This window comes from Parabacteroides sp. (genome assembly GCF_977054455.1).
In genome coordinates this window covers 83,873-109,497 of the sequence record NZ_CDRTCT010000006.1, presented here as the reverse complement: position 1 = coordinate 109,497, position 25,625 = coordinate 83,873, and the positions used below count along the sequence as shown (strand labels likewise).

At 47.0% G+C, this 25,625-nt stretch carries 23 protein-coding genes; 8 read left to right on the top strand and 15 right to left on the bottom strand.

What is annotated here, in order from left to right; translation table 11 throughout:
* Positions 1-70: 70 nt before the first annotated feature.
* Positions 71-3,085: a protein translocase subunit SecDF gene (gene secDF, locus ACW6QF_RS04345; RefSeq protein WP_298550687.1), complete on the bottom strand. Its 3,015-nt coding sequence runs from the start codon at positions 3,083-3,085 to the stop codon at positions 71-73.
* A gap of 165 nt (positions 3,086-3,250) precedes the next feature.
* Between secDF and ACW6QF_RS04340 the strand changes: the two genes are divergently transcribed.
* The gene (locus ACW6QF_RS04340) at positions 3,251-4,252 is read left to right on the top strand and encodes a DUF4468 domain-containing protein (protein ID WP_456086945.1); all 1,002 of its coding nucleotides are present in this window, start codon (positions 3,251-3,253) and stop codon (positions 4,250-4,252) included.
* Positions 4,253-4,260: 8 nt separating this feature from the next.
* Positions 4,261-4,812, top strand: a complete 552-nt coding sequence (locus tag ACW6QF_RS04335; RefSeq protein WP_456086967.1) for a DUF4468 domain-containing protein — start codon at positions 4,261-4,263, stop codon at positions 4,810-4,812.
* Positions 4,813-4,940: 128 nt separating this feature from the next.
* Here the strand turns inward: ACW6QF_RS04335 and ACW6QF_RS04330 are convergent, their stop codons facing one another.
* The 5 genes from ACW6QF_RS04330 to ACW6QF_RS04310 form a co-directional block, all read right to left on the bottom strand.
* Positions 4,941-6,569 carry a flotillin family protein gene (locus ACW6QF_RS04330; RefSeq protein WP_298550692.1) on the bottom strand — a complete coding sequence of 543 codons (1,629 nt, stop codon included), beginning with the start codon at positions 6,567-6,569 and terminating at the stop codon, positions 4,941-4,943.
* A gap of 21 nt (positions 6,570-6,590) precedes the next feature.
* A complete protein-coding gene (locus ACW6QF_RS04325; protein WP_298550694.1) occupies positions 6,591-7,085 on the bottom strand; it encodes a hypothetical protein in 495 nt (164 codons plus the stop codon).
* A 122-nt stretch (positions 7,086-7,207) separates the two neighbouring features.
* A complete protein-coding gene (locus ACW6QF_RS04320) occupies positions 7,208-8,329 on the bottom strand; it encodes an endonuclease/exonuclease/phosphatase family protein (protein WP_456086944.1) in 1,122 nt (373 codons plus the stop codon).
* Positions 8,326-9,204 (bottom strand): rhomboid family intramembrane serine protease, encoded by an 879-nt coding sequence (locus ACW6QF_RS04315; RefSeq protein WP_456086943.1) that lies wholly within the window; start codon positions 9,202-9,204, stop codon positions 8,326-8,328. Before ACW6QF_RS04315 ends, ACW6QF_RS04320 begins: the two co-directional genes overlap by 4 nt.
* Positions 9,185-9,895, bottom strand: coding sequence for a rhomboid family intramembrane serine protease (locus tag ACW6QF_RS04310; RefSeq protein WP_298550700.1), 711 nt, complete (start codon positions 9,893-9,895; stop codon positions 9,185-9,187). Before ACW6QF_RS04310 ends, ACW6QF_RS04315 begins: the two co-directional genes overlap by 20 nt.
* Positions 9,896-10,082: 187 nt before the next feature.
* Here ACW6QF_RS04310 and ACW6QF_RS04305 point away from each other — a divergent pair, with 187 nt between their 5' ends.
* From ACW6QF_RS04305 to ACW6QF_RS04290, 4 genes are all read left to right on the top strand, one after another.
* Complete coding sequence (locus tag ACW6QF_RS04305) at positions 10,083-10,355, top strand: HU family DNA-binding protein (protein WP_005637478.1); 273 nt, start codon at positions 10,083-10,085, stop codon at positions 10,353-10,355.
* A 181-nt stretch (positions 10,356-10,536) separates the two neighbouring features.
* Positions 10,537-12,330 carry an arginine--tRNA ligase gene (argS, locus tag ACW6QF_RS04300; protein WP_456086942.1) on the top strand — a complete coding sequence of 598 codons (1,794 nt, stop codon included), beginning with the start codon at positions 10,537-10,539 and terminating at the stop codon, positions 12,328-12,330.
* Positions 12,331-12,345: 15 nt separating this feature from the next.
* Positions 12,346-13,110: a class I SAM-dependent methyltransferase gene (locus tag ACW6QF_RS04295; protein WP_456086941.1), complete on the top strand. Its 765-nt coding sequence runs from the start codon at positions 12,346-12,348 to the stop codon at positions 13,108-13,110.
* A gap of 1 nt (position 13,111) precedes the next feature.
* Positions 13,112-13,987: a VIT1/CCC1 transporter family protein gene (locus tag ACW6QF_RS04290; RefSeq protein WP_298550705.1), complete on the top strand. Its 876-nt coding sequence runs from the start codon at positions 13,112-13,114 to the stop codon at positions 13,985-13,987.
* Positions 13,988-14,274: 287 nt separating this feature from the next.
* On the opposite strand, the gene topA is transcribed toward ACW6QF_RS04290, so the two are convergent.
* A complete protein-coding gene (topA, locus tag ACW6QF_RS04285; protein ID WP_298550707.1) occupies positions 14,275-16,620 on the bottom strand; it encodes a type I DNA topoisomerase in 2,346 nt (781 codons plus the stop codon).
* Positions 16,621-16,769: 149 nt separating this feature from the next.
* Here topA and ACW6QF_RS04280 point away from each other — a divergent pair, with 149 nt between their 5' ends.
* Positions 16,770-17,033, top strand: a complete 264-nt coding sequence (locus ACW6QF_RS04280) for a tetratricopeptide repeat protein (RefSeq protein ID WP_298550708.1) — start codon at positions 16,770-16,772, stop codon at positions 17,031-17,033.
* Between the two features lie 67 nt (positions 17,034-17,100).
* Here ACW6QF_RS04280 and nagB read toward each other — a convergent pair whose 3' ends face one another.
* The 4 genes from nagB to ACW6QF_RS04260 form a co-directional block, all read right to left on the bottom strand.
* Positions 17,101-17,913, bottom strand: coding sequence for a glucosamine-6-phosphate deaminase (nagB, locus tag ACW6QF_RS04275; RefSeq protein ID WP_186930675.1), 813 nt, complete (start codon positions 17,911-17,913; stop codon positions 17,101-17,103).
* A gap of 73 nt (positions 17,914-17,986) precedes the next feature.
* Entirely contained in the window at positions 17,987-19,183 is a 1,197-nt protein-coding gene (locus ACW6QF_RS04270; protein WP_456086940.1) for an FprA family A-type flavoprotein, read from the bottom strand.
* Positions 19,184-19,220: 37 nt separating this feature from the next.
* Positions 19,221-20,054, bottom strand: a complete 834-nt coding sequence (gene lgt / locus ACW6QF_RS04265; protein WP_456086939.1) for a prolipoprotein diacylglyceryl transferase — start codon at positions 20,052-20,054, stop codon at positions 19,221-19,223.
* A gap of 29 nt (positions 20,055-20,083) precedes the next feature.
* On the bottom strand, positions 20,084-20,980 hold the full coding sequence (locus ACW6QF_RS04260) for a diaminopimelate dehydrogenase (protein WP_298550715.1): 897 nt from the start codon (positions 20,978-20,980) through the stop codon (positions 20,084-20,086).
* 286 nt (positions 20,981-21,266) lie between these two features.
* On the opposite strand from ACW6QF_RS04260, the gene ACW6QF_RS04255 reads away from it, so the two are divergent.
* Positions 21,267-21,503, top strand: a complete 237-nt coding sequence (locus tag ACW6QF_RS04255; RefSeq protein ID WP_456086938.1) for a winged helix-turn-helix domain-containing protein — start codon at positions 21,267-21,269, stop codon at positions 21,501-21,503.
* 63 nt (positions 21,504-21,566) lie between these two features.
* Here the strand turns inward: ACW6QF_RS04255 and ACW6QF_RS04250 are convergent, their stop codons facing one another.
* From ACW6QF_RS04250 to ACW6QF_RS04235, 4 genes are all read right to left on the bottom strand, one after another.
* Positions 21,567-22,523, bottom strand: a complete 957-nt coding sequence (locus tag ACW6QF_RS04250) for an outer membrane beta-barrel protein (RefSeq protein ID WP_456086937.1) — start codon at positions 22,521-22,523, stop codon at positions 21,567-21,569.
* Positions 22,524-22,546: 23 nt separating this feature from the next.
* Positions 22,547-22,681, bottom strand: a complete 135-nt coding sequence (locus ACW6QF_RS04245; RefSeq protein ID WP_456086936.1) for a hypothetical protein — start codon at positions 22,679-22,681, stop codon at positions 22,547-22,549.
* Positions 22,678-23,913, bottom strand: coding sequence for an RHS repeat domain-containing protein (locus ACW6QF_RS04240; RefSeq protein WP_456086935.1), 1,236 nt, complete (start codon positions 23,911-23,913; stop codon positions 22,678-22,680). The genes ACW6QF_RS04245 and ACW6QF_RS04240 overlap by 4 nt, the downstream gene beginning before the upstream one ends.
* A gap of 685 nt (positions 23,914-24,598) precedes the next feature.
* On the bottom strand, positions 24,599-25,588 hold the full coding sequence (locus ACW6QF_RS04235; RefSeq protein WP_456086934.1) for a sugar phosphate isomerase/epimerase family protein: 990 nt from the start codon (positions 25,586-25,588) through the stop codon (positions 24,599-24,601).
* Positions 25,589-25,625 lie beyond the last annotated feature (37 nt).

Sequence of the window (25,625 nt, the reverse complement as noted above, 5' to 3'; positions counted from 1 at the left end):
TGTTTAGAAGCACAAAAAGGGCCATTCCCCCAACGGGAACAGCCCTTTTCTATCGGATTAGAATGTATTCTTATTTACCAGCTTCGGCAGCTGCTTTCTTATTGATCTTTTTCTTCTGCAATTCGTATGCGATAGGAGTTGCCACGAACAGAGTAGAATATGTACCGACAATGATACCTAACAGGATCGCGAACGTAAAGCTGCGGATCGTCGCACCACCTAAGATGAAGATACACAATACCACTACCAATGTAGTCAAGGATGTATTGAAGGTACGAGACAAAGTGGAGTTCAACGCATCGTTGATCACCTGGTAACGGTCGCGCTTCGGATACAGGCCGATCGTCTCACGGATACGGTCGAACACAACCACGGTATCGTTGATAGAGTAACCGATGATTGTCAGGATAGCCGCGATGAAGGTCTGATCGACTTCCATAGAGAACGGCAATACCTTCCAAAGCAATGTGTAGAATGAAATAATACACAAGGTCGTGACCGCAACGGAAGCGAATGCACCGACCGAGAACGAAATGTCGCGGAAACGGAGCAGGATATAAGCTGCCATACAGAACATCGCGAATACAACTGCGAGGAAGGCAGCATTCTTGATATCGTCTGCCATGCTCGGTCCCACTTTCTGCGAACTCTGGATATACTGTCCTGTGAACTGATCCAGCGTCGTACCTGCCGGAAGCAATGACTTGACACCTTCAAACAATTTATTTTCGATTTCCTGGTCGATAGCCGGATCGTTGTCGTCGATCTTATAGTTGGTAGAAACGCGCACCTGGTCGGGAGTACCGATCTGGATAACGCTTACGGAACCGTCCAGCTGGGCATCCAGCATATTGCGGACTTCGTCCGTCTTCACATCCTGGTCGAAGCGGATCACATAGTTACGTCCACCGGTGAAGTCGATACCGTTGTTCAAACCGATAGTAGACATGGAGATCGCACCTAACACGATGATAGCGGCCGGAATCAGATAGCCCACCTTACGGGCAGCCAGGAAGTTGATCTTCGGATTCGTCAACAGGTCTTTCGTGATAGAAGTCGTAAAGGTCACGTTCTTCAGTTTATCTTTAGCCAGCAGCGCTTCATAGACGATACGCGTCAGGAAGACAGCCGTCAGGAAGGATGCGATCAAACCGATAATCATCGTCGTGGCAAAACCACGGATAGGACCTGTACCGAAGTAGAACAATACGACACCCGTGATGATAGACGTCAAGTTGGAGTCGAAGATGGCGGAGAATGCATTTCCATAACCATCGGCAATTGCCTTGCTCAACGATTTACCGGCACGAAGCTCTTCTTTCGTACGTTCGTAGATCAACACGTTGGCATCGACGGCCATACCTAATGTCAACACCATACCGGCAATACCCGGCAATGTAAGAACGGCCTGGAATGAGGCAAGGATACCCATTGTGAAGAAGATGTTCAACACCAAAGCGCCGTCGGCTATCAGCCCCGGAATGACTCCGTAGAAAGCACACATGTAGAACATCAACAGCACCAATGCCAATGCAAACGAAATCACACCGGAATTGATAGCTTCCTGACCCAGAGACGGTCCGACAACGTCTTCCTGCACGATACTTACAGAAGCAGCCATCTTACCCGATTTCAACACGTTAGCCAAGTCCTTCGCTTCTTCCGGAGTGAAGTGGCCTGTGATCTGGGAACGTCCGCCGGTGATTTCCACCTGTACGTTCGGAGCGGAATAAACCATATCGTCGAGAACGATGGCAACCGCTTTACCGATGTTTTCTTTTGTCAGGCGAGCCCATGCCTTAGCGCCTTCCGCATTCATGGTCATGCTGACCTGCTGTTCGGAACGGCCGGCCTGCTGGACGAAGTCGGCATTAGCATCCGTGACAACATCGCCGCCCAAAGCGGGCGTACCGTCGCGGTTCGTCATCTTGATCGCATACAAGTAGAAATATTGTTCTTTGTCGTCGATAGCCTTTACGCCCCATTTCAAAGACAGGTTACGCGGCAGGATATCTTTCACCTGCTTCATGTTCAGGTATTCGTTGATCTTGGCAATATCTTTCTTATCGGCAATACCGACAACCGGACCGGATGCCAACTGTCCGTTATACTGGTTGATCTGCAGGACGGCAAACAACGGATGTTGCTTTGCGAATTCTTCCATGCTCTTGGCAGCCTGTGCTTCCGGCTTGTCTTCCCCGATCTTGGCCAGCAAAGAATCTGCATCGTTGGTCGTTTCGGCCGCAGCATTGTCGGCAACCACTTCTCCTGTTGCTTCGGCCGCAGCAGTTTCCGAACCGTCGGCGGCGGCATCGTCCGATTTCAGGAGTGTAGCCAACATATTATCGGCAGCAACCAGCTGCTGGTAGATTTCCGGCAAGTTGTACGTTTCCCAGAATTCGAGGTTGGCACTTCCCTGCAACAATTTACGCACACGTTCAGGTTCTTTCACGCCCGGAAGTTCAACCAGGATACGGCCGGCAGTTTCCAGACGCTGGATGTTCGGGGATACCACACCGAAACGGTCGATACGGGTACGCAAAACGTTAAATGAATTATCGATAGCGCTCTTCAGCTCTTCCTTCAACACGGCGATCACCTGTGCGTCCGAACTCTGCGGAGTGATTTTGTCTTTCAATTCGAAAGTACTGAATATGGCGGATAAACGTGCGCCATTATCCAACTTCTTATACTCGTCTGCAAAGAGATCAATAAAGTCCTTCTGACTTGTAGCCTGGTGAGCATAGGCCAAATCCAATGCTTTGTTGAAATTCTCATCCTGGTTGTTGTTTGAAAGCGAGCGGATCACATCAGCCACATTCAATTCCAGAACGACGTTCATACCGCCCTTCAAGTCAAGTCCTAAACTAATTTCCATTTCACGGCACTGCTTGAGCGTATAGCCCAGCCATACCTTCTGAGTAGATAACGAGTCCAAATAAGAACTCTCTTTTACCGGATCTCCACCTGCATACTCAGCGGCTTTACTGTTGTAATGTCTTGTCACGAACGAGAATGACAGATAAAACATACAGACAAGCGTAAGTAACACCGCAAAGACCTTTACAAATCCTTTGTTTTGCATTTGAATCTTATGTTTATGTTATTATTCGTTTTTTCACAGGGTGCAAATATAGGCTTTTTTTCTTTGTCCAACAGTAATTAGATTAATTTATTTGTCACACTCTTAGTTTATTTCAGCCACAATTATATATCTTTGCCCGTAAAAAAACATAAGTCAAGAATAACCATGAAGCAACTTTTATTATTAGCGCTATTTATCCCGACCCTGCTCTGGGCTCAGGACGATTCCAAGTATTTAGCCGGAGCCGTTCCCGTCGAGAATGGCAAAGTAGTATTCACAAAAGAGATAAACGCTCCTTCTTTTTCAAAAGATGAAGTATATGACAGGATGTTGGGCTGGGCGGACGGTTTCTTCCGTGAAGACGGCAACCGCGTTGTCTACTCCGACAAGGCGAAAGGCGACATCGCCGCAGTTGGACAAGCCAACTTAGTGTTCCAGAATACGGCCCTCTCCTTGGACCGTACGGAAATGAACTATCGCGTCACGATGGAATGCGAGAACCGGAAATGTATCATGAAAGTGGCCGGTATCCGCTACGAATATAATGTCTCTTACCAGCGCGAACCGGAAAAATACACTGCCGAAGAGTGGATCACAGATAAATATTGCCTGAACAAGGATAAAACCAAACTGAACCGGGGCAACGGCAAGTTCCGTAGAAAGACGGTCGACTTCATGGATGAGATGTTCGCCTCCGCCTCTGCCGCTTTAGGCGTGCAGGCAGCCGCCGACGTAGCTCCGGCCACTCCGGTCACGCCGGCACGGACTGTGACGCCGGCACAAGCCGTACAACCGGCAACTCCTGTTCCGGCAAAAGAAGGATATGTGGCTTTTGCCGCCGACAAAGTTCCGTCTACCTTATTACAGATGTTGCCGGAAAGCGATATGCAGGTCGCATCCGCCGGCAAACCGGACACCAAAGAGACATCCGCCGAATGGAAAGGCACGGGCAATATGTTCGGCAAATCGATCGCCTCGATCGCCATCAGCCAAGACAGCCCTGTCTATAAAGAAATAGGTGACAACGGCACCTACAGCCTGTCTTTCTTCAAGAAAGGCGAAAGCGGGGAAGCCTGGCTGATCATCGACTGCCGCAAGCAGGGCGAAACGGCGGAAGGCCGGCAGATGACCGTTATCGGTGAAATCGTAAATGTATGGATGAAATAGCCAGGATGATGAAAAAGTTGTTTTTCCTTCTATTAATCATGTTCCCTGCGCTGGCAATGGCACAGGGGCATAAAGGCGAAGTCGACGAGTGCGCCCCGATGAAAAACGGGAAGGTATGCTATCACGACACCGTCCGTGTGAACGATATGAGCCAGGATCAGATATTCGAAGTCATCAACCGATGGGCGAAGAAAAGCTATGCGAAGGATGTATTCCTGTCGAATGTCAACTCCAAGAAGTCCAAAGGGACCATCAATATTGCATCCAAAGTCGAGATGCTGCTGGACGATACGGACAAGACGATCATCAAATACAAGATGAAGATCAGCTGCCACGACAACAGTTACTCGGCAGAAGTAAGCAACATCGTTTATCAATACGATCCTGAGAACAACAAGAAGTTCAAGACCTATCCGGCAGAAAGCGTGATCGCCGGCAATGGCAACAGCAATACGGTCGCATTGATCAAGGACCCGAAGCTGTTCTGCAATGCCACGTTCTTCTTCGTCGAGAACCTGTTCGCCGATATCCTGGATGCAGTGAACGAGGCGGAACTATAGCATGAAGGGTCGGTTCCATAAGCATGGGACAAAAGTTTCACCCGCATGAAACAAAAGTTCCATAGGCATGAAACAAAAGTTCCCCTATAGAGAAACTACGGTTTCCTTACAGGGGAACTTTTCATATATTATAAGGTAGGAGCCGGATCATCCTTTCCTTTCTCGTCCGGCTTGATGATGTTCTTGACGGTTTCGCCGATCGGCAGCTTATCCAATACGCCGAGGCTCGGAGCGACCGTCTTCACGAGTTGGTTCAGGAAGTTGCCGGTAGCGCCGTTTCCGCCATCGAATACCGTAATATTGCCGAGGTTGATACGTTCGAACGCCTTAACCTGTTCGCCTGCGATCTCTTTCCACTGATCGACCATCTTGTACTGGATCGCAATCGCCGGATTCGATTCGGCAGCTTCGACCATCGCCCGGAAACCGTCGGCTTCGGCCAGCAACGACTTCTTCTTACCGTCAGCCTCGGCTTCCAGTTTCATGCGGATGGCAGAGGCTTCGGCTTCGGCCTGCGCCAGCAAGGCTTTTGCACGTGCTTCGGCCTCACGGATGGTCTTTTCGGCAACGGCATCGGCCTGCAGGATGGCTTCCTGCTTTGCCACTTCGGCGGGGACGATCTTTTGGGCTTTCAGGGCCGATTCGACTTTTCTGGCTTTAGCCTCTTCCACCTCCTTCTGGGCTATCTCGCGTGCGGCCTGCACAGAGGCTTCCGAACGGGCGGCGGCTTCACCGGCTTTCTTATCGGCATCCGCCTGCGTCACGGCAAGTTCGGAATTAGAAAGCGCGATATCCTTGCCGGCTTCATTTCGTCCGATAGCGGCTTTCTTCTCCGCATCGGCCTTCTTGATTTCCATGTCGGAGTTCAGTTCGGCAATACGGCTTTCCTTTTCCGTATTGGCTTTCTCTATATTGATATTCTTCTCGGCTTCCGCTTTTGCCACCTGCGATTCCTTTTCGGCATTGGCGATGGCAACCTGGGAGATACGGTCCTTATCGGCATTGGCCACCGAGATTTCCTGCTGCTTCTTGGTTTCGGCAATGGCGATATCCTGGTCCTTGCGGGTTTCGGCGACCTTTGTCTCACGTTCCTTGATCTGGTTGGCAATCTTGATGGCTCCCAACTTTTCCTGTTCTTCGATGTTGGCCTGTGCCTCGTTCAGGGCCTTGCTTTCCGCTTCTTTACCGAGGTTGACGATATAGTTGGCGGCATCACGAATATCACTGATATTGATATTCATCAGATAAAGACCGAACTTGCGGAGTTCCGTATCGATATTCTCACGTACCTTGGACAGGAATTTATCACGGTCGGAGTTCAACTCCTCGATCGTCATGTCGGCAATCACCAGACGCATCTGCCCATAGACGACATCCGTAATCAGGTTTTGTTTGTCTTCCGACTGCAACCCCAGCAAACGTTCGGCTGCGTTCTGCATCACTTCGGGATCCGTACTGATGGCGACCGTAATGGTTGTCGGCACGTCCACACGGATATTCTGGGCAGACAAAGCGCCGGTCAACTTGCAATCGATCTGCAAAGGTTTCATGGAGAGGAATTCGTACCCTTGAATGATCGGCCATACGAAAGCAGCGCCGCCATGATAAAGTTTGGCAGACTTATCCCCTGAAGTCTTACCATACACAACCAACACCTCATCACTCTTACATTTCCGGTAGCGCGAAAGGATGCCGATAAACGAAACAATGACCACTACAACCAGTATAGCGACCATGATTAACATCTCCTGTGTCATAATTTTAAATAGATTTGTTATTTACTGAATATACATAATTCCCGATTCTACCTTGACAATCGCAACCCTGTCGCCGGTCTGGTATTTCCGGCCCTCAAGCGAGCGGACATCCATCTCACGCAAGGCGCCGTTGACGGCAATCTGCACGATATAGCGATCTCCGTCATGCGTATAGATCGTGCACTCCCGCCCCAACAAAGCTTCCGGCTTCTCCGGTTTATTCTCCTTCTGCAATTGCCAGGCTTTCTTATACAGATACCAGAGAACCAGCACAAAGACAAGTCCTACCAGAATACCGGTCACATAAGACGGGATATCCGTCCCCTGTGTGATATACATGTACCAACCCATACCGATACAGAAATGCGTCAGCCCCTTAAAAGAAAGAACACTGCCGATATCGGTATCCATATCGACATCCGTATCGATGTCACCAAAAAAGATGGAAACAACAAACTGGATCAGAAAGATCGCCGTAGCAACAACGGCCACTGTAAGAAAGATTGTGCTTGTCATGATCGACTGAATTTAATTAGGCTGGTAAGATATGAAAAAAAATCAAGAATCGACAATATCTGCCACAACTTTCATTATTGAATAAATTATATCATTAATCAGGATAAAAACTATATTCATTGTCATTTGTCCATTTTCAACTGCAAATAGCACCACAGCGGATAGTGGTCGGAGTAGCGCACCTTGTCGACCGTGCAGTTGATCGGTTTCATGTTGTCGGAATGCAGGATGTTGTCGATCCGGAACCAGAAGAAGTTTTCATTATAAGTGACCCCGACGCCACGGCCGGAAGCGGCATAGGCATCCTTCAGCGGCCCTTGGATCGTACGATGGGCATAGGAAATCGGCGTATCGTTGAAGTCACCGCAAACCAATATATAATCGGTATCGATCTTTTTAATTTCCTCGGCGACAGCTCTCGCCTGGCGGGCACGTATCCGGAAGGCCGGCCCCAACTTCTGTTCGATGGAACTTCTCAAACCGTCGAGGGTCTCGGAATTCAGGTTCTTGATAAAGGCGGAATAATGGCTCCGGTCCTCCATCGTCAGCTTGAAAGACTCCAGGTGGTTATTGATCAAGGTCAGTTTCTTTCCGTTTATATCCAGTTCATGGATGGACGAGCCGTTAAAAGAACTCCCATACTTGATCTTACGGGATTTGGAGATCGGATATTTGGAAAACACGGCGATATTGAATTTGAGCGTACCGGAAGTACCGACCGGAATAACGGAGCGATACCGGTACATCTTCAACGCATCGGCGATCTTCTGATTCGTTAAAAAGTTCTTGGAAGTACCGACCGCATATTCCTGCAGACATACGATATCCGCGCCGGAATTCGCAATATAACGCAGGATCGGATTCGGAGAATCTTCCGTATGACCTTTATAACCGAATCCCATGACATTATAAGTCAAAACTTTCAACACGTTCTCTTTCGGAATATCGCCCATCCTGTCGTGGAAAGGGAAATAGCGGCTTACAGGTCCCCTGCAAAGCAGGAACGAACATAACCCGATCAAGACGAACCGCCATTCCCTAAGGAACAACCAATAAATAATAAAACAGAGGTTCAAAACGCAGAGCACAGGAAATCCCAACCCAAGATAAGAGAAGAATACACTCCTATCCGGCGAAATCCGGTCCGAAAAGGCAGAAGCAATGAATAGCAGGATGACTACCACATTGGCAGTACCGACTACAGATTTAAACAGAATCCTGATCGCTTTAAACCGTTCGCTCATTTTTTGCTGGCATCAAATAGTTTTTTCTTTTCTTCTGCCGAAAGGCTTTCGTAACCGGAACGTTTCAATTTGTCCAATATTGCATCCAGATCGGCTGTTTCCCGTTGTTTGCGGGCATTATATTCATAATCGGTCTCCGGGCGTTTATAGGTCACACGCATCTTGGGTTTCCTTTTTCCCAGATTCGCCACCCGGTCGAGCAGGCGGTTCATCGGAGCCGTCAAGTCTTTGCCTTCCTTGATCCGGGCGGCGAACCAGATACCGAACAACGCTCCGCCGATATGGGCGATATGACCGCCGGCATTCGTCGATGTAATGGCCAGCAAGTCGATCACAAATGTAAACAGGGCCAGGTAAATCAACTTGATCCTTCCGATCAGGAACAGGCCGATCTCCAAATCTTTCCGGTAGAAAGAGACGGCAAACACAATGGCCATGACCGAAGCCGACGCTCCCATCAAATAGCTATAGGCGGCAACGGTACGGAAATAAGGGAATATGTTGTACGCCACCAGGAACAGGACCGCTCCGGCAATGCCTCCTAACAGATACAAACCGCCTAATTGCCGCTCACTGAAGAAAGTAAGGAACAAACCGCCGAACCAGTACAACCACAGCATGTTAAACAGAATATGCAGGAAGTCGAAATGCGTGAACATATAAGTGATGATCGTCCACGGCCGGTACAGCAGCAATTCGGGAGACGAAGGCATCTGCAGATACTGCAAAAACGGGAAACCGCTCAGGTTGAACAGCATCAGGATCACACTTGCCAACCGTATGATAACAAACAGCCCGACATTGATATAGATCAGTTTCGCCAGGATGTTACCGGAATTGAAAATCCGTTTGAGATTAGTAAAAATATCGCCCATTGCCTATATCTTTCTTTTTCCAATACCGTACCAGGAAATAACCGAAAAGCATACCGCCCAAGTGTGCAAAATGCGCCACGGAATCGCCGCCGTTGTTAGCGACACCCATAAATAATTCAGCCAATCCGTAAAAAATCACGAAGTACTTGGCTTTGATAGGAATCGGGATGAACATCAGATAAAGCGGTACATTCGGGAACAGCATGGCAAACGCCAGCAAAATACCGAATACGGAACCTGAAGCGCCGATCGTAATCAGATAGTTCAACGAAGGATCTCCCGCCACCAACTGCGCCAAAGTCACCCCGTTCGCACTTGCAAAAGAATGGACGGAATACAACCAAACCAACTCCTGCGTGATACCTGCACCGATCCCCGTCACCATATAAAAGATAAGGAAGCGTTTCGGACCCCAGACATTCTCCAGCACACGCCCGAACATATACACGCCGAACATATTGAAGAACACGTGTGCGAACGAATGGGTGTCATGCATGAACATATAGGTGACGAACTGGAACGGATAGAAATCCTTCACACCCGGAAAGTGCAATCCGAATAACTGAACTAAATCAATCCCGACTTTAGGTAAGACAAGGCTCGCTACCCAAAACAACAGGTTGATAATGATAAGGTTTTTCGTAACCATCGGGATACTGCTCAGGAATCCCGAACTATTTTGATTCATCATATATTTATCAATTTAAGGACAAAGGTATATATATTTTGGTAGTTTTCTGAAAAAACAGCACTAAAACATAGTAAATCAATAAAAAAAACTCTTTTTTTCTTTGCGATATATTAAAATAGAATTACATTTGACACCGACTTTTTAGGCTATCACAAAAATTGTTTAATATATTAATTATCAAACCATCATGAACAAAACAGAATTTATCAATGCTGTAGCCGAAAAATCCGGTTTAAGCAAAGTTGATGCAAAGAAAGCTGTAGAAGCTTTTGTTGAAACAGTATCCAGCGAATTAAAAGAAGGCGGCAAAGTTGCCCTTTTAGGTTTTGGTTCTTTCTCTGTTGCTGAAAAATCTGCACGCAAAGGCGTTAACCCGAAGACTAAACAACCAATCGAAATTCCGGCACGTAAATCAGTTAAATTTAAAGCTGGCGCCGAATTGACAGAAATTATCAAGTAAATTAGTCTTACACTCTTATAATAAAAAAGGCATCCCGTAAATGAGGTGCCTTTTTTATTGCATACCGGCCACTTTATCAAATCATAGTTATGTCTTCCCTTACTCATACCGATCCTATGGTTTTTACAAAATAAACCCGTACCTTTGCGGCAAAATAAATCCGAACATATACTAAACGAATATGCTTATCGAACAACAGATTACCGGTGCGATCATTGCCGGCATAAAAGAACTGTATGGCGCCGATGTGGCGGCCAACCAGGTACAACTGCAAAAGACAAAGAAAGAGTTCAAAGGACATCTGACTCTGGTAGTTTTCCCCTTCCTCCGCATGTCGAAGAAATCACCGGAACAGACAGCCCGGGAAATTGGCGAATACCTGCTCCGGCACGAACCGGCAGTAGCCGAATTCAATGTAATCAAAGGATTCCTCAACCTGACCGTCGCCTGTGCCTGCTGGATCGATTTATTAAACGGAATCAACGGACAACCGTCATACGGGATCATTCCTGTAACGGAACAATCCCCGCTGGTCATGATCGAATATTCATCCCCCAACACCAACAAACCGCTCCACCTCGGTCACGTGCGCAACAACCTGTTGGGCTACAGCCTGTCCGAGATCATGAAAGCGAACGGTAATAAAGTGGTAAAGACGAACATCGTAAACGACCGCGGTATCCATATCTGCAAGTCCATGCTCGCCTGGCAGAAATGGGGCAACGGCGTGACTCCCGAAACGGCCGGCAAGAAAGGCGACCACCTGATCGGCGACTTCTACGTTCTTTTCAGCAACAAGCTGAAAGAAGAGACTGCCGCCCTCGAAGCGAAAGGCATGACGAAAGAGGAGGCCGAAGCCGCTTCTCCCCTGATGGCCGAAGCACGCGAAATGCTTCGCAAATGGGAAGCGGGCGACAAGGAAGTACGCGCTCTCTGGGAAATGATGAACAGCTGGGTGTACGCCGGATTCGACGAGACCTACAAAATGATGGGCGTAGACTTCGACAAGATCTATTACGAATCACAGACCTACCTGGAAGGCAAGGGCAAAGTGCTGGAAGGACTCGACAAAGGCATCTTCTACCGCCGTGAAGACGGTTCCGTATGGGCAGACCTGACCAAAGACGGCCTGGATGAAAAACTGTTGCTCCGTGCCGACGGTACCTCCGTCTACATGACACAGGATATCGGAACTGCCAAATTGCGTTTCGACGACTATCCGATCAACAAAATGATCTATGTGGTGGGAAACGAACAGAACTACCATTTCCAGGTATTGTCCATCCTGTTGGATAAATTGGGTTTCGAGTTCGGCAAAGGCCTCGTACATTTCTCTTACGGCATGGTCGAACTGCCGGAAGGCAAGATGAAAAGCCGCGAAGGAACGGTTGTCGATGCCGACGACCTGATGGAAGAGATGGTGGGTACAGCCCGCGAAATCTCGCAGGAGCTGGGCAAAGTGGACGAAATGACGCCGGAAGAAGCCGAAGCCATCGCACGTATGGTCGGCCTCGGTTCCCTGAAATACTTCATCCTGAAAGTGGACCCGCGCAAGAACATGACCTTCAATCCGAAGGAATCGATCGACTTCAACGGCAATACCGGTCCGTTCATCCAATACACATACGCCCGTATCCGTTCCGTTTTGCGTAAAGCCGCCGAACAGGGCATCGTTTTACCCGAACAACTGCCGACAACGACTACGATCTCCGAGAAGGAAGAAAACCTGATCCAGATGATAGCCGACTATGCTTCTGTCGTTCGCGAAGCAGGAAAGGAATACAGTCCCGCCCTCATCGCCAACTACACGTACGACCTGGTCAAGGAATACAACCAGTTCTACCACGATTTCTCTATCCTCCGCGAAGAAAACGAGGAAGTGAAGATATTCCGCCTTGTCCTCTCCGCCAACGTAGCCAAAATCGTTAAATCGGCCATGTCGTTACTGGGGATCGAGGTTCCGGAAAGAATGTAATAACAACTGACGGTTATGATCAAGAACCTATACAGAAAGTTAGTGAGCGAGAAACAGCGGATCGCCCTTCACTATGCCCTCTACAAAATAGAGGCTTTACTATTGAAGGGTAGCCGGTACGAATGTTGCTGTTGCGGAAAGTCATCCCGCCGGTTTCTCTCTCACGGCAATCTGGGATTACGCAAGAATATCAAATGCCCGCATTGCCTGTCATTGGAACGAACACGCATCCTTTGTATGTACATCAAAAATGAAGTGTTTTCAGATGCCAATCAACACCTCCGGGTACTTCATTTCGCTCCGGTGAAAGGTTTAAAGGACTTTCTAAGGAATTCGTCCCAAGTATCTGACTACCGGGATGCGGACATAAATCCTAATGTCGCGACTTACCAGGTAGACATCACACAAATTCCATACGAAGATAATTCGTTCGACCTCATCATTTGTTCCCATATATTATATTGTGTGCCGGAAGATCGGAAAGCCATGCAGGAAATCCACCGGGTGCTACGTCCGGGAGGCAGAGCACTGATCGTAGACACCATTGAGGGCGATACAACACGCGAACTCCATCATTTACCCAAAAAGGAACTGCATGATGTATATGGAGATGAAGCAACCTGCCGAGTTTACGGACGTGACATCACGGATATTTTAAATTCCTATGGCTTGAAAGCCCGTATCATAGACTATGTGAAGCAACTCTCACCAGAGTTTATTGAAAAAGAATGTCTTACCGATGCTTTCGATGCGGAAATCATTGATTGTATAAAGCAATAAGATGAACATAAATCAACAAACATACGATGCCCTCCTTCGGTTTCAGCGCAATGAAATCACGGAGAGCATTGTTTATACGAAACTGGCGGCAATCGAGAAAGATCCGGGCAACCGGAACGTGCTGCTCCGTATTTCAGCCGATGAAAAAGGACATTACGGAATCTTGAAGAAATATACCGGACGGGAGGTCGCTCCTTATACATGGAGAGTCCTGAAATATTACCTACTGGCCCGCATATTAGGCATCACTTTTGCCATCAAGCTAATGGAAGGCAGCGAGGAAGGTGCAAAAAACGGATATGCCGCCTATCAGGACTATCCGGATCTACTCCAGATTGCCAAAGACGAAGACGAGCATGAAGAAAAACTCATTGCCCTGATTAACGAGGAAAGACTTGAATATATGGGTTCCGTAGTGTTAGGACTGAATGACGCCTTAGTGGAATTCACCGGTGCGCTGGCAGGTTTCACGCTGGCCCTTAGCGATTCGAAACTGATCGCTTTGACCGGCAGCATCACAGGGATTGCGGCAGCACTTTCAATGGCTTCATCAGAATATCTATCCACAAAATCCGAAGGCGGCGGAGAAGGGAAACATCCAGTAAAAGCATCTATCTACACGGGGATAGCTTATATTTTCACCGTCATCGCGCTGGTAGCTCCCTTTATCTTCATCAGCAACGTATTGGCGGCATTAGGCATTATGTTGCTTTCCGCCCTATTGATTATCGCCTTGTTCAACTACTACTATTCCGTAGCCAGAAGCGAAAGTTTCCGCAAGCGGTTCACTGAAATGGCAGTTTTGAGTTTCAGCGTTGCCACTTTAAGTTTCCTGATCGGCTATGCGCTGAAAGAGTTTACGGGGATAGATGTATAAGGTATCAAGGGTCCCTGCCCCATAGAATATAGGTTATAGGCTAAAAAAATACAACCTATAGCCTGTCCGCAAAAAGGCTATAACCTATTCGCAAAAAGCCTATAACCTATTCGCAAAAAGCCTATAGCCTAACAGGAAAAAGGTAGGCATCTATTCGGCAACCGGTGCCCGTCTTTTGAAGAAACGACAGGCACCGTTTTTTTTAATACTGCTGATTCGATGGGCAGTAACAACTCCCGGCAAATGATGAACTGATCTATCCCCAGGAACGATCGGCCCGACTTTTATCAGGCTTTCTTTTTGCGCGTTGTCTTCTTTGCTGCCGGTTTTTCTCCTGCCTCGGCTATGATCTTCTTGCAATCTTCCAACGTCAAGGCAGTCGGATCGGTTACCGTCTTCGGAATACGATAGTTCGCTTTCTGATAAGAAATATAAGGGCCGAAACGACCTTTCAGTATTTCCATCTCCGGATCTTCTTCGAACTTCTTGATAAAACGCTGTTCGTCTTTTTCCCTTTTACCATCGATCAGGGCGATTGCTTCCTCTGCCGTGATCGTCAGCGGATTCAAATCTTTCGGGATAGAGACAAATTTACCGTCATGACGGATAAACGGCCCGAAACGGCCGACAGCGGCCACCATCACCTTGCCTTCATATTCGCCGACCGTACGGGGAAGGTCGAAGAGTTTCAGAGCCTCTTCCAATGTGATCGTATCGATGGACTGGCCTTTCATCAGAGAGGCGAACTGAGGTTTCGGCGCCTCTTTGTTGTCGGCATGGGCAACTCCGATCTGAACGACAGGCCCATAACGGCCGATCTTTACAAATACCGGATTGCCGCTCTTCGGATCGATGCCGAGTTCGCGCTCCCCTACCTTATGTTCGGTCTTAACGGCAGCCGTAGCCTCGACGATCGGATGGAAAATCTTATAGAATTTATCGATAGCCTTCGTCCAGACCAGTTCGCCTTCGGCAACCGAGTCGAATTCCTTTTCAACGCTGGCCGTAAAGTTGTAGTCCAGCACATCCGGAAAATACTCCATCAGGAAGTCGTTTACCACCGTACCGATATCGGTCGGCATCAGTTTATTGCGGTCGGCCCCGACGATCTCGGTCTTCTCCGTCTCCTTGATCTTTCCCTTGGACAGCGAAACAACCGTATAAGTACGTTCCGCCCCCTCCTTATCTCCTTTCACCACATATTCGCGGTTCTGGATCGTCTGGATAGTCGGTGCATAGGTAGACGGACGTCCGATCCCCAGTTCTTCCAGGCGGCGAACCAGACTGGCTTCCGTATAGCGCGGAGGACGCTGCGTGAAACGTTCCGTTGCCACGATATCTTTCAACGCCAATGCCTCATGAAGCTTTACCGGAGGAAGCAGGCCGTTTTCCTGTTCTTTCTCCACATCGTCGTCATTGCTTTCCATGTAAACCTGGAGGAAACCTTCGAAACTGATCACTTCGCCGACAGCGACAAAACGTTCCGTCTGTCCGCTGATACCGACCGAAATAGTCGTGCGTTCCAATTCGGCATCCGCCATCTGGCAAGCGATCGTACGTTTACGGATCAGTTCATACAATTTCTTTTCCTGCGGAGAGCTTCCTGCCTCCACATTGCTGATATAAGTCGGACGAATCGCTTCGTGCGCTTCCTGCGCCCCCTTACTCTTGGTGTGGTATTGGCGGAACTTATAATATTTCTCACCGTATGTTTCGAAAATAGCTTCTTTTGCCGTACCTAACGCCAGGTCACTCAGGTTCACGGAGTCGGTACGCATATAAGTAATCAACCCGGATTCATATAAACGCTGTGCGATCATCATCGTCTGCGACACGGAGTATCCTAACTTACGAGCCGCTTCCTGCTGCAAAGTGGAAGTCGTAAAAGGAGGTGCCGGCGATTTTTTTACCGGTTTCGTCGTGATATCGTCAATCGTAAACGAAGCATTCTTACAGGATTCCAAAAAGGCTTCCACCTCTTTCTTGTCTTTCAAGCGGCGGTTCAGCTCGGCCTTCAACACCGTTGTCCCGTCCGGCAGGATAAAATTGGCAATCACACGGAAAGCCGCTTCGCTTACAAATTCATTGATCTCCCGCTCCCGTTCCACAATCAGACGCACAGCGACCGACTGCACACGCCCGGCCGATAAAGCCGGTTTTACCTTACGCCACAAAATCGGCGAAAGTTCGAACCCCACGATACGGTCCAGCACACGGCGTGCCTGCTGGGCGTTCACCAGGTTAATATTGATATCGCGCGGAGTTTCAATTGCATGCAGAATGGCATTCTTGGTAATTTCATGAAAGACGATACGTTTGGTATTTTCAGGTTTCAGACCCAGCACTTCATACAGATGCCAGGATATGGCTTCTCCCTCACGGTCCTCATCGGAAGCGAGCCATACCTGTCCGGCCGACTTGGCTTCGGACTTCAGTTCGCTGACCAACTTCTTCTTATCGGCCGGTATCACGTACTGCGGAGCATAATCATGTTCGATGTCAATACTAAACTCTTTCGTCTTCAGATCGCGGATATGACCATAGCTCGACATAACCTTATAATCTTTTCCGAGGAACTTTTCAATGGTTTTTGCCTTAGCGGGTGACTCCACTATTACCAGATTCTTTTGCATAATAACGTCTTATCTTTTTGAAATCGGGTGCAAACTTACACAAAATCCACGATTTATGGTTTATCATTTATGATTTATGATTTAAATTTGCACTTTATCTGCCCAAATCGGCATCTATAATTCATAAATTATAAATCATAAATCTCGAAATGGAAACTATTAAACAACTCATTACCGACGGTAAAACAGATGAAGCAATCCGTTTGTTGGACGAATACATAGAAAAAAACGCTTTTTCGGATGAAGCGTATTACTTACGCGGCAATGCCTACCGCAAAAAAGGGGATATCCGGCAAGCCCTGAACAACTACCTTACGGCGATGGACCTGAACCCCGACAGCCCCGCACAAATCGCCCACAATCAACTGATTTCAATCATGAACTTCTATAACAAAGACATGTTCAACCAATAAAAAAGGCTGCATCTATCGCAGATACAGCCTTCCGATGTTAAATCAAAACTATTATGAATAAAAAAAATCACTTCAATAAAGAGCAGGGACAAAGATTGTCTTTCTCAATATCTTTGAAATAGTTGTATGTACCGACTTTAAGATCTGCGCAAGCAGCCTCGTCGGCAACAATAATCCCCTTCGGGTGCATCTGCAAAGCCGTGATAGTCCACATCTGGTTTACCGCACCTTCTACAGCCTGCTGCAAAGCGCGAGCCTTGTTGTGACCGTTCACCATGATCAGCACCTCTTTCGCATCCAATACCGTAGCAACGCCGACCGTGACGGAAGTCTTCGGGACTTTGTTGACATCGTTGTCGAAGAAACGGGAATTGGCGATGATCGTGTCGGTAGTCAAAGACTTGACACGGGTACGGGAAGACAAAGAAGAACCCGGTTCGTTGAAAGCGATATGCCCGTCAGGACCGATGCCGCCCAGGAACAGGTCCACGCCGCCGACAGCTTTCATCTTTGCTTCGTAAGCGGCACATTCGGCTTCCAGATCTTCTGCGTTTCCATTCAGGATGTTCACATTCTCCGGCTTGATGTCGATATGGCTGAAAAAGTTATTCCACATGAAAGAATGATAGCTTTCAGGATGGTCTTTCGGCAAACCTACATATTCGTCCATATTGAAAGTTATGATATTCTGGAAAGAGATCACACCCTGTTTGTTCAGTTCGATCAGATTCTTGTACATGCCCAGGGGAGAAGAGCCGGTAGGCAAGCCCAATACAAATGGTTTCTCTGCCGTAGGATTCGCCTTCTTAATCTTGGCAGCCACATAATTAGCAGCCCACTTTGAGAGTTGCTCGTAATTAGGTTCAATAATTAGTCTCATACGCTTTTTTAATTTAGTTCTTTCGTTCCTAAAAGTAATATCTTTATTCTTTACGACCAAGAATTTTCAATCCTCAATTCTTTATTTTCAATTTCCTGGCCATTTCTTCTCCCAAAGCCCAGCATTCTTCATACTTATCAGCTTTCAGAGCTTGTTTCTGCTCGACCGGAGCCCCCACAACTTCCCATTTCATCTTCTCACCGAATGCCGCCAAGTTCTTCACTGCAGCTCCCGCCCAGGTGAAAGAGCCGAAATAGCCGTAAAGACGATGTTTCACTTCACGTGTTTCGATCTTATCCAGAATCGATTCGATTTCAGGGAAAAGGCGGTTGCTGTAAGTCGGGCTACCGATAATCAAGCCTTTAAACTTGAAAATATCTTTCAATACATAAGATGCGGGGCTTTTGCTGACATTGTGCATGACGATATTCTTCACCCCGTTTGCGGCCAAAGAGGCTGCAATCGCTTCTGCCATTTGCTCGGTATTGCCATACATGCTACCGTACACGATTGTCACGCCTTCTTCCCCTTCATAACGGCTCATGCGGTCATAAATATCGATCGCCTTCGCTGCATATTCGCGCCAAACCGGGCCGTGAGTCGAACAGATCGTCCGGATATCCAAAGCCGACAACTTCTGCAAAGCACGCTGTACAGGATTTCCATATTTACCGACGATATTGGAATAGTAACGGATCATCTCTTCCCAATAATGCTCCACATTCATTTCAGAGTCGATCACACCGCCGTCCAACGTGCCGTAAGTACCGAAGGCATCGGCAGAGAACAGGATTTTGTCAGTCGAATCGTAAGTGACCATTACTTCCGGCCAGTGTACCATCGGAGCCATATAGAAAGACAGTTGGTGACGGCCCACGTTCAGGGTGTCTCCTTCCTTCACTTCATACAATCCCGCCGAAATACCGTGATACCCATCCAACATGCCGAAAGTCTGCTTGTTTCCGACGATCCGGACATCCGGATATTGCTGGCGCAACAAACGGATACTGCCCGCATGATCCGGTTCCATATGGTTCACGATCAGGAAATCCAAAGGACGCCCATCGAGAGCATCCGCTATTTTTTTCAGGAAAATATCGGAATAACACACATCCACCGTATCGACCAGGACCGTTTTCTCATCCACGATCAGATAGGAATTATAAGATACGCCGTAAGGTAAAGGCCACATATTCTCAAAAAGAGCTTTTTGCCGGTCGTTTACACCTACATAGTAAACTTCATCTGCTATTTCTTTTAACTTATACACTTTGAAAATTAAAAATTAAAAGTTGAAAATTAAATAATCAATTCTTCTTCATCCCTTTTCCAAGCCGCATGGCACGCCATACGAAATAGATACCGGCCAAAACGAACGGAATGCTGAGCCATTGCCCCATATTCAGCATCATATCAGCTTCGAATTCTTCCTGGTCGTTTTTCAGGAATTCAATGAAGAAGCGCGAACCGAATACGCAAATCATAAACACTCCGAAGATAAGCCCTTCCTTTTTCCAAGCATCTTTTTTGAAGTAGAGCCACATACAAATAGCGAAAGTCACCAAATAACCGGCAGCTTCATAGAGTTGTGTAGGATGGCTGGGAACGGTAAAGACGGGAGCAGCCCCTCTTTTCCATGCATGCAGGTTTTCTATAAAACGAAATCCCCAGGGCAGATCAGTCGGATGTCCGTATATTTCATGATTCATCAGGTTTCCCAAGCGGATCATAGCAGCCACAAGGCCGGTAGGGACCACCAGTTTGTCGAATGTCCAGAGCATGCTCCGGTGGCTGACCCGCTTAGAGTAAAAATAGACGGCGATAATTATGCCTAACGTTCCACCATGGCTGGCCAGCCCGCCTTCCCAAACTTTTAAAATTTCGACCGGGTGAGCCAGATAATAGTCCGGCGCATAAAAAAGGCAATGTCCCAAACGGGCACCGATCACTGTACCCAACATCGTGTAAATCAGCAAGGAATCGATCCATGCCGGATTGAGTTTCTCTCTTTTCCACATCTTCTCCACGATCTTGTAACCGATCAGGAAGCCGATGGCAAACGCCAGTCCGTACCAGCGTATCTCACGCGAACCGATGGAAAAGATGGCGGGGTCAGCCGTCCAGGTAATAAAATCAAGCATAATTATATCAATTATCCATTGTCAATTTATTAAACCAATTTTTTTATCAAGTCCTCTCTTTCGCCATAAAGCATATCGATCACCGGCAACTCGATCATCGTGTAGGCTCCGGGCTGTTGTTTGAAACTTGCACGGGCAACGCAAACCAGAATCTGCGCCGTAAGAGCCGGATTGTTGATCTTCATGTCGAATTCGATCAACTGGTTCTGCGTCTTACCGGAAACGCCTTTACGGACAAGGTTCACGCCATGCCCCATATCTTTCAGGTCGTCCACACAGTCGACCCGGATCACATGCGTTTCGTCGTGAACAAAATAGTCGTCCGCCTTGATGGCAGCGGCTACTTTATCGAAATCATATCCTTCTTTCACTTCGATATAAACCATACGGCGATGAACGCCTGTTCCCATCGGGATTGTCATAGACAAAGCCGCCTTGACCCCTTCGATGGCTTTCACGGCAACGGTATGTCCCATGCTCATGCCCGGTCCGAAGTTCGTATATGTAATTCCTTTCGGAACGATCGCCTGCAACAAAGCACGAACGATAGAGTCGCTTCCCGGATCCCAACCGGCAGAGATGACAGCAACGGTGTTATGAGCTTTCGCCACTGCATCGAGCGAACGGCGCAGATCGACAATACCACCGTGGATATCGAAACTATCCACCGTATTGATGCCTAAAGAAAGTATTTCCTTGGCGTACGTCTCTACGCTACGTGTCGGAGTTGCCAGAACAGCCACATCCACTTTATCCAACTTCGTTATATTATCAGTGACGGTATATCCTTTCAATTCATCCGGAATATCATTCGGATTACGACGTACAACACCAGCAACTTCAAAATCGGGAGCAGCCTCCAGGGCCTCCAATACATACTTTCCAATATTGCCATATCCAACGATGGCAGCTCTAATCTTTTTCATACTTTAGTTTTTACTTTTTCTTCAGCCACAAAAGTAGTTATAATTAGGGGATTGACAAGAAAGGGGTATGTTGTTTTTGTTTAAAATGAAAAGAGGTTCCCTCATCCTATGTCATATAGGATGTTTTTACTATCTTGCTCTCTGAAACAAAAAAGGGAAATGACAAATAAAATACCCTCAACTACCGGTCATCATAGCCTCCTCACATACGGACGGAACCGAGATCATCCGCAGTTATGACGCCGGAGCCAACCATTACATCAAAAAGCCGTATGACATTACGGAATTGGTATTTCAGATTCAAAACCTATTGCAACAGTCCGAAAAACAACCGGCAGCGATATGGGCAATCGGCACTTATCAGGTAGTCACACGCAAACAACTGCTCGAAGAAATATGGGGAAACGATTCGAGCGAAGAAAGTCTAAATAACAACATTGCGCAACTTCGTAAAAAATTATCACAAGATAAAAACATTCATATCCAGACATATCCCTGTATCGGATATCAACTGGATTTCTGACGGACAACCCAACCGGGAGAAACCGAACCCAATCCAGCCTCTCCCGGTTGTCAAATCCGCCGATCAGAAATGGAACCGCACTCCGACGTCAAAGTGCAAACGAAAGATTCCGGTATGTTCCTCATCTCCATAACCCGCATAGTCCTGCTTCGGCAAAGAGCCGCCGATGTATCCAAGGTTTGCTCCGATCCCGACATGATCAGACAGATAATATTCCGCTCCAAACAGGAAATCATATCCCACACCCGAAAGAGAAGCGCTCGTGCCTTTCGCCGACTCCCGATACTTGAAATAGCCGATACCGAATTTTTCCTCAATCCCCCAACGGCCTACTTTTTGTTTCATCACAAACTGAGGCGCCACGTATGCAAGCCCCACTTTGACATCCACATTCGAATACGCATAAGACGACTTATAGCCCGAATACATCAACCCGGCTCCAAAGCCGCTCCTTGACACCCAATCATAACCCAATTGCCAGTCCATGCCATTTTTCGGATCGCCCGATGCACCCGACGGTAAATAATACTTACTGGTTATAAAAGCATACCCGACATTAGCATAGAACGTGCTATGCCGGAAAGCACTTTTAGCCACACCGGTGGTATTTTTATCACCAACCGGAGCAGACAAATTAGCAACCGTCCCCGTTTCCCAATTTGCCGTGTCGCCGATCCAAAGCATATCGCCGGCGATCTGATGGCAACTGCTACCCAGTAATGACGGCTTCCGGTGATCCGTTAACGCCAAAGCATTTCCGCCACTCTTCGCCGTCTCCTGTTTGGCCAATGCCACAACCTGCTCGTAGTTGCACTTGGTGGATGCCCCGCCATCCACCACTCTTACACTTCCGATCCGCTCTGCCGTTTCCGGCACGGTTTGCCCGACTCCATACAAATGGACTTCATCCGCAGCAACCCGGGATGGATACTTCTTTTCTATGTGCGTCAACACTTTGGGGGCGCAACTGCCTAAAAAGAGAGGCAGAGGCAGAAGCAAAGAAAAAATCAACTTTTTCATTCTTGATTATATTTTTTAATTAATCAAATATTATTTGTGACATAAGCTTCACGAATTGCAACATATATTTCCCTACAAAACTCAAAGCCCATACCGTTCTCCCATGCGGCTCCGTATCTTTCAGCTTCTTTAAATAGTAGATATAATACATCAATCATGGCCGATAATTTTTATAAAATTCATTCCAATATATTTTATTTGTTTCAGAAGGAGGTCCAATTAAATTCTCCATTCGATTATACCAAAAACGATATTTTAACTGTTGATACCATGCTTGGTAGGTTGTTTGTCTTCCCATTTCCCAACCAATGCCCCAAGCCGCTCCATAAATTCCTCCAACAGTAGAATATGCATTCGAAGATTCTTCTAAAAAAAATTGACTTTTCGATATTCTCCCGGACCGATAATCACTATATATGTTTATGCTACCATAAATCCCTACCATATTTCCACCCCACGTTATCCTTTTAGACATCTGTTTGGCAAATTGATTCTTTCCTCCAGTGTATTGATTTCCACCCCAACTTTGACTTCTCACCTTGAAATCTTTTCCCATCCATGTACCAAAATGTTTACTATAATAAACCTCTGACGTACCAGCACTGACCCAGGGAGTTCCGATTGAACCGGCAATACTCATACTTCCAGGATAAACAATCCCATATGCACCATAATAACCAACCAAAGCACCAAATCCAAGCCCTAAATAGGTAGTAATAGAACTATAATTCCAACGGAACGGATTTAGCTCTCCGCGATTTGTCGCAACTCCTCCGATATAAGTACCGATGACCAATCCCAATACCAGAAGGGGATTTTCGCCATCAGCATCCACATACATCAACGGATTATTCATCGCATAGCTAAAACGATTATAGCTTTGTGTGAAATCCGGAACTTGCACATAAGGATCCGGACTCAGGAAGCGTCCTACTGCCGGATCGTACAGCCGGGCATTCATATTCACCAAACCAAACATTGTCAAGTGTTCATGCCCCGTATAACCGCGCCCTAAAAGGAGTTCCGGTTCCATATCCGGCAGATAAGCGACCAATGTATTCGGATTACGTAACCGTCCCCAAGCATCATAACTCACTTCCTGCAGCAAAGTGCCATTACTATCTGTCATCTGTGTTATACTACCCAAATAATCACGACAAATATAATGCAAGTTCCAACTACCATTCTTTTTTATCAGCACAGCAGGAGCGGAATAAGCATCGCCTCCCATATAAAGCCGTTCCGTGTCTCCCGCCGGAGTGTGATCGACTTCATAACTCCCGTTTAAGTAATAACGGAGAATTTCTGTTTTATTATTCCGGGTGATATCCATTTTTACTCTTTCTCCGGATCCATTATAAGAAAATAATGCCGTATAATTATTTTTCAACAACACAAAAAAACATACCACGCAACATTCCAACTAAAATCATGTAACAAAAACGGACAAACAGTAGACTCTAAACACAAAAAATATAAGGGAAACCGACAACAGCCGGAAATCATTACTGCAAACAGGGAAAGTACAAATCCGCAAACTGACAGACATTATCGACTCCATACTGAATACACATAAGGAAAAACAAAACGTTGAAATAAAAAGAACACAGGTTTCTCTACCGGAATTGATCGAAGAAGTCAACCGGGAAGTAGCCCTTTTGTTTCCCGGAAAAAAATATCAGTACGAGCTGGACAATCCGATTCCTATACATTATATATACAGATCCGGCCCGTCTGGAACGTTGCTTACGAAATCTATTGGAAAAATCCGATAAAAAACGACAATATCCCCCTTAAAACGGCAATATTGCATAAACGCCTCATTCACAACAACAAGCTAAAATCCAAGTTTATTAAAAAATATTACCCTTGCAGGAAAATTCTGTTTCATGGGTATGAAAATCGATTTTCATGGGCATGAGTTTCGATTTTGACTAACAGGTATAAAAAAAAATTGACAATAAGCCATGCTCCGGACACTTTGCCGGAACCCGATCCGTATGTCTACAAAAAAACCGTTATACCAAGAAGCCCTCGCCACTTGACATAACGGTAAACGATTCCACAACTCCCTTTTATCGTTCGAAACAAGCATCGAAAGCATGTGCCGACGGCTGGAAATCTACCTGCTTCACAAAAGTGCAGGATTCGCGTGCCCCGTGTTCACGATCCATGCCGCTATCTTCCCATTCGACAGAAAGAGGGCCTCGATAGCCGGCATCGTTCAAGGTACGGATGATTTCTTCAAATTGGATTTTACCGCGTCCGAGACTACGGAAATTCCAGAAACGACGGGCATCGCCAAAAGTCGAATGACCGCCGAACACGCCGATCTGTTTCGGGGTATCGCTCCAATACACATCTTTCATGTGGACATGGAAAATGCGGTCCGGGAACTGGTTGATAAAGTCCACATAATCCACTCCCTGATACCCCAAATGGCTCGGATCGTAGTTAAAACCGAAAGCCGGATGATAATCGATCGCTTCAAGAGCCTTACGGGCAGAATAGGTATCGAATGCGATCTCGGTCGGATGCACTTCGAGGGCAAAGCGAATGCCTAATTTCTGGTATTCGTCCAAAATCGGGATAAAACGCCGGGCAAAATCAGCATAGCCTTCATTCACCATCTCATCGGTAACGGGAGGAAAAGAATAGAGCCATTGCCAGATCGAACTTCCCGTAAAACCGACTACGGTATCGATTCCCAACATCTTAGCGGCATGGGCGGCCTGGATCATATTTTCGATCGCCCGCAGGTGTACTCCTTCGGGATCGCCATCCCCCCAGATATAATCGGGCAACACGGATTTATGCCGTTGATCGATACGGTCACATATGGCTTGTCCGACCAGATGGTTCGAAATGCAAAACAGTTGCAAACCGTACTTGTCGAGCGTTGCCTTGATATTCCGATAATATTCCGGATCTGTCTGCCGAACATCCAAATGAGAAGGTAATCCCAATTCAACACCGTCAAAACCAAATGATTTTGCTTTTTCACAAATAACTTCCAGCGGTAAATCTCCCCACTGCAATGTACATAATGTTACAGGACGTGCCATAATTTCATTCTTTTAAGGTGAATATATTGTGCCTATT